Annotated in this window: 2 protein-coding genes; both read left to right on the top strand. The window is 43.8% G+C overall.

The genetic code is table 11. From position 1 onward, the window contains the following. Nucleotides 1–3,412: choice-of-anchor K domain-containing protein (locus tag IEY18_RS17200; RefSeq protein WP_188923103.1), on the top strand; the 3,412-nt coding region annotated here is incomplete at its 5' end. Nucleotides 3,413–3,706: 294 nt separating this feature from the next. Beyond that, nucleotides 3,707–5,146: retention module-containing protein (locus IEY18_RS17195; RefSeq protein ID WP_188923101.1), on the top strand; the 1,440-nt coding region annotated here is incomplete at its 3' end.

Genomic DNA, 5,146 nt, shown 5'->3' with positions numbered 1-5,146 from the left:
ATTGAGTACCGATACCTCAACCTTAACCATTTCGGTCACGCCAGAAACCGATCCGTTTGTGGATGCGAACGAAGTGGTCAGCACCGCTGAAGATACGCCGATTACGGGCTCAGTATTGGAAGGCACTTCTTCCGTCGAAGGCGATGTCACCGTGGTCAGCTTCACAGTCGCGGGCGATAACACCACCTATAGCGCCGGCGATTCAGTGACGATTGCCGGTATTGGTGTGCTGGTGCTCAACACCGATGGCAGCTACAGCTTTACCCCAGCTCTGAACTACAACGGTCCGGTGCCTGTGGTGACTTATCTGCTCACCGATGGATTGAGTACCGATACATCCACGCTCACCATTAGCGTGACGCCAGTAAACGATGATGTCGATATTTTTGCGATTGCTTCACCGCTAAATGTTTATGAAACTGCGTTACCAAATGGCACGGGGGGCAACAGTTTAGTTGATACCGGAACACTCAATATACGGGCTAACGATGGCCTAGATCGAATCGTACTTTCAAACAGCTATAGTGGTTCGATTACGCTAACGCTTAGCCTACTTATGAGTGCTACGGCCTTAAACCCAATCATACTACAAGGTGAGTTTGGCACCTTTGAAATTACCGGTTACAGCAATGGTGTCTTGAGTTATCAATACATCTTGGAGCAGGCACAAACCCACAATGCACAGGGCAATGATCAACTCACAGATTTGTTTACCGTAACCGCTTTTGATATTGATGGTGACAGTGACACAACCAATATTCTTGCCAACGTGCATGATGACCTTGCGACGGCGAATGATGATACCGACACCCTAGAGGTTTCTGTCGATTCCTTTAGCGTGAGTGGCATTGAAGCAGTATGGAACGGCTATACTGGCGGGCAAAATGTAAATACCTTTGATGGCCCGGATAACGACACCGCCCACGACCAAATCCGTTGGGGTACCACGAATGGCAATCAATCAGGGTATGGGTTTGTCGATAATGACATTTCTCTCAATGGCTCTATTCCAATAAATCAAGAAATTATTTTAGGTACCTTTACCCATTATAACTTTGTGATTGGCTCAGGCTCTGCAATTACCTCTGCGTCCATGATGATTAGCTTCACCGTAATTGACGCTCTAGGCAACATCACTCCTGTGGAACTCAATATTGATTTTGACCACAACGAAACGCCAAATGATGGCGCAGATCCTCGCGATATCATCACTATAGGTCAAACAGTTTCAGTATTTAGCTTCGAAAATAACTTATATTCTATCCAAGTCATTGGCTTCAGAGATATCAACACCGGAGAAATAGTAACAACGATATACACTGATGAAAATGCAGCGACTAGCTATGAGATTGTCGTCAGAATTGTAGAAGGCACAGGGTTCGAACTTCCTTCGACAAGTGGCAATGTTCTAGCAAATGATATTTCCGGCGCTGACGTCGATATTATGGTCGTATCAGCAGCAACAAATAATCAAACGCCAATAGATATGGATGCGAGTGGAAGTATTACTCTGGTCGGTACATACGGCACCCTAACACTTCACGCTAATGGCGACTACGAATATCAACTAACCTCGAATGCCAATGAAATTCCAGAAGGCGCAACAGAGCAATTTAATTACACCATTGAAGACGCCGATGGCGACCAATCTAGCGCAATACTAACCATTAATGTAAATACAGTTACGCCAGAAAACCAGCCGCCTCAAATCAACCATATTGAAAACCTCGTCATATCTGAGGAGGGTCTGATTCAAGGTATCGCAGATGAAATGGGCGACCCACAAGATCTCTCCAATAGCAATATTGTTACCGGTACTATGAGCTTTACCGACACAAATCCTGAAGATTTTGAACAATTATCTATCACCCTAACAGGGCCAGAATCGGATTCATATTATTCGGCGGGACAGCTCATCTCCTGGAGTTGGAACGGTTCGGTATTGATCGGAAGCATCCTCGAAGCAGGAGTGCAAATACCCATTGTAACAATATCTTTAAGTGATATTACTGGCAATGTTGCGGGCTACCAAGTGGACTATACCGTTGAAGTTTTACAAGCGATAGACCACCCTGAAACCAATGCTGAAGATGTGCTAAATATTGATTTTGGAGTGCTAGTTAGCGATGGTATTGATGCCGCATCATCAACTTTAACCATTAGTATTGAAGATGACTCGCCTGTGAGCCAATTAGATGAATCAACTCCAATACATATTGTGAATAGCGCAGGTGCATCTGTAACAGGTGATCTATTTAATCCCGGAGCCGATGGCCTAGGTAGTACACAGTTCTCTGTGCTAACTTCTGGACTTCTACATAACGGAATAGCTCTTACCTACCAAATGGTGGGCAATACATTGATTGCAAGTGCGGGCAGCACAACTGTATTCACGTTAACCGCAATAGAAGATCCAAATGGACATATTGATTATCAATTAGAAATGCTTGAAGAAATTCAACTAAGCAGCTCAGTTTCATATGATATCAGTAGCGCACCTGCAGGAAATAACTCAGCTTACTTTGTCGCTGATGATGGCCTGATTTATTCCCATGGATTACCAAACGCCGAACTGTTAGCCACAATAACAGGTTATATTAATGGCACCGCCTCAACCGTCAATTCAAATGCTCATGGTATAGGCGTTGGTCCACAAACATCCATTTCAGCTGGAGAATCAATTCATATCAACTATGGTGCTACCGGCACTGCTGCACTACAAATAAGCCTAGGAACCAATAATAATGGTGACTTTAGTGACACCAGCCAAATTCAATATCAAGTATTTTATTCCGATGGTAGCTCTGCACTATTTAACGCGACCATTAACGGCACACTTGATCTAACCGAGCAGCCTCCACAGGGGCAAAGTATTCTGGCTATCGAAATATTTTATATTGGCGGAGAGGACTTCCAGGTAATTGATTTGTCGTCAAATGCCGTTGTGGATCAAGAACCAATAGACATTGAGTTTTCATATACAGCAAACGACTTCGATGGTGATATGGTTGTTTTTGAAGACTCAAATTCAGGCCAGTTTATTGTTACTGTTTCTCCAGAAAATGACAATAAAGATGACAAGGTTATTAATCAAATTAGTTCTATGGAAGTTACTGACCTATCGGACATTTTATCAAATGAAGATAACCAAATTTCATTATTCGATGATACGGATTTAATTGAACAGGCACTCATCGCTGAATCCTTCAGAGGGAATATTGCAAATCAATATTTACAATTAGATCTAAGCATAGAAGAAGCCGCGTTAGTTCAAATAAAAAATATAGATTTTGATTCAATACGCATGGAAGATTCAACGCCAAATAATTCTAAGTATTTTGCTGAAGATTTAGAGTTACTGAACGTTATTTCTAATGACGAATGGATGAGCAATAACCACGTTATTCCTTAAAAAATTCTACCCACAGGATATAAACAACGATAGCGGTCACAATTCATTGGAGTAAGCAGGTCTGACATGTTAAGCAGAAGAATAAAACAGCCACTTTTCTTCTGCTTTAACAATCAGTTAAAATCATATTTGTCACAATTTTTTAATCCTCTCAAGCTATACTCATTTGCGCCGATAAATTGATATCGATGAGTAGATAAGTTACACTTTATAACTATTTGCTAAATTTAGGATTATTCTATTTTTAGCCTTATTTTAAGTTTAATAACTCCTAGTGGCTGAGGAAGTAACAATATGGGCAAGATGATTGCGTCGCAAGATGGTATAATTAAGGCAGTAAAAGGGGATGCAACCCTTGAAGGCAAAGAAGCAGTATTACAAGCAGGCGATGCAATAAGCCAAGGAACCGTAATCGAACTCGCAGCCAATGCAACGCTTGAAATCGAGCTAGCAGACGGTTCTATCGAAACAAATACCCAGCAACAAAATGAGCCTACAGCAGACCTACAAGCTTTAGCTGAAATTGAAGCTCTGCAACAATTAATCGAAAGTGGCGAAGATCCAACTGAAGAATTACCAGAAACCGCAGCAGGCAATACGCCTAGTTCGCAAGGTACTTCCAGCTTTATCAATGTAGATCGTAGCGGCTCTGAAACCCTCGCCGATGCCAAACACGATACAGCCGCTGTAACCCAAGCCCCAGTTTTAACTAGCATCCAGCCACAAGATGCATTTGAAGACTCACCAACCCTTACGGCCAATGACTCGCAAACTATCAACGAAGACGGTGTTGCTACTGGTAATGTTTTAGCAAATGACAGCGACTTAGATACTGAGCTTACTGTCGTAAGCTTCGAAATCAATGGTAGCGACTTTCCTGCAGGCACAGAGGTTACACTAGAAGGCGGTGTTTTAGTTCTCAACCCTGATGGTAGTTACACTTTCACGCCAAACCCAGACTGGAATGGCGATCTTCCGGTAATTACCTACACCACGAATACAGGAGCAACAGCCACGCTCACGATCGTGGTCAACCCCGTTGATGACCCAAGCGTGCTTGCAGATGACAGCACCACCATTGCGGAAGATGAAATTGCCACCGGTAATGTGTTAGATAACGATGAAGATCCTGATAGCGACCTCAGTGTCATCACCTTTACGGTAGGCGGTATCGAATATCCAGCGGGCACTGAGGTGCCACTAGAAGGCGGTGTTTTAGTTATCAACCCTGATGGTAGTTACACTTTCACGCCAAACCCAGACTGGAATGGCGATCTTCCGGTAATTACCTACACCACGAATACAGGAGCAACAGCCACGCTCACTATCGTGGTCAACCCCGTTGATGACCCAAGCGTGCTTGCAGATGACAGCACCACCATTACTGAAGATGAAATTGCCACCGGTAATGTGTTAGATAACGATGAGGATCCTGATAGCGATCTCAGTGTCGTCACCTTTACGGTAGGCGGTACTGAATATCCAGCGGGCACAGAGGTGCCAGTTGAAGGTGGGATTTTGGTCATCAATCCAAATGGCGGCTACAGCTTCACACCAGCGCCGGACTGGAATGGCGAGCTTCCGGAGATCACTTACACCACCAACACCGGTGAAACAGCCACGTTAACCATCAGCGTTACCCCAGTCGATGATCCAAGCGTGCTTGCAGATGACAGCACCACCATTGCGGAAGATGAAATTGCCACCGGTAATGTGTTAGATAACGATGAAGAT

Origin of the sequence: Shewanella gelidii (genome assembly GCF_014647855.1) — a bacterium.
Classification (GTDB): domain Bacteria; phylum Pseudomonadota; class Gammaproteobacteria; order Enterobacterales; family Shewanellaceae; genus Shewanella; species Shewanella gelidii.
Note: the sequence above shows the minus strand (reverse complement) of the source record. Positions and strands in the feature narration are given on the sequence as shown.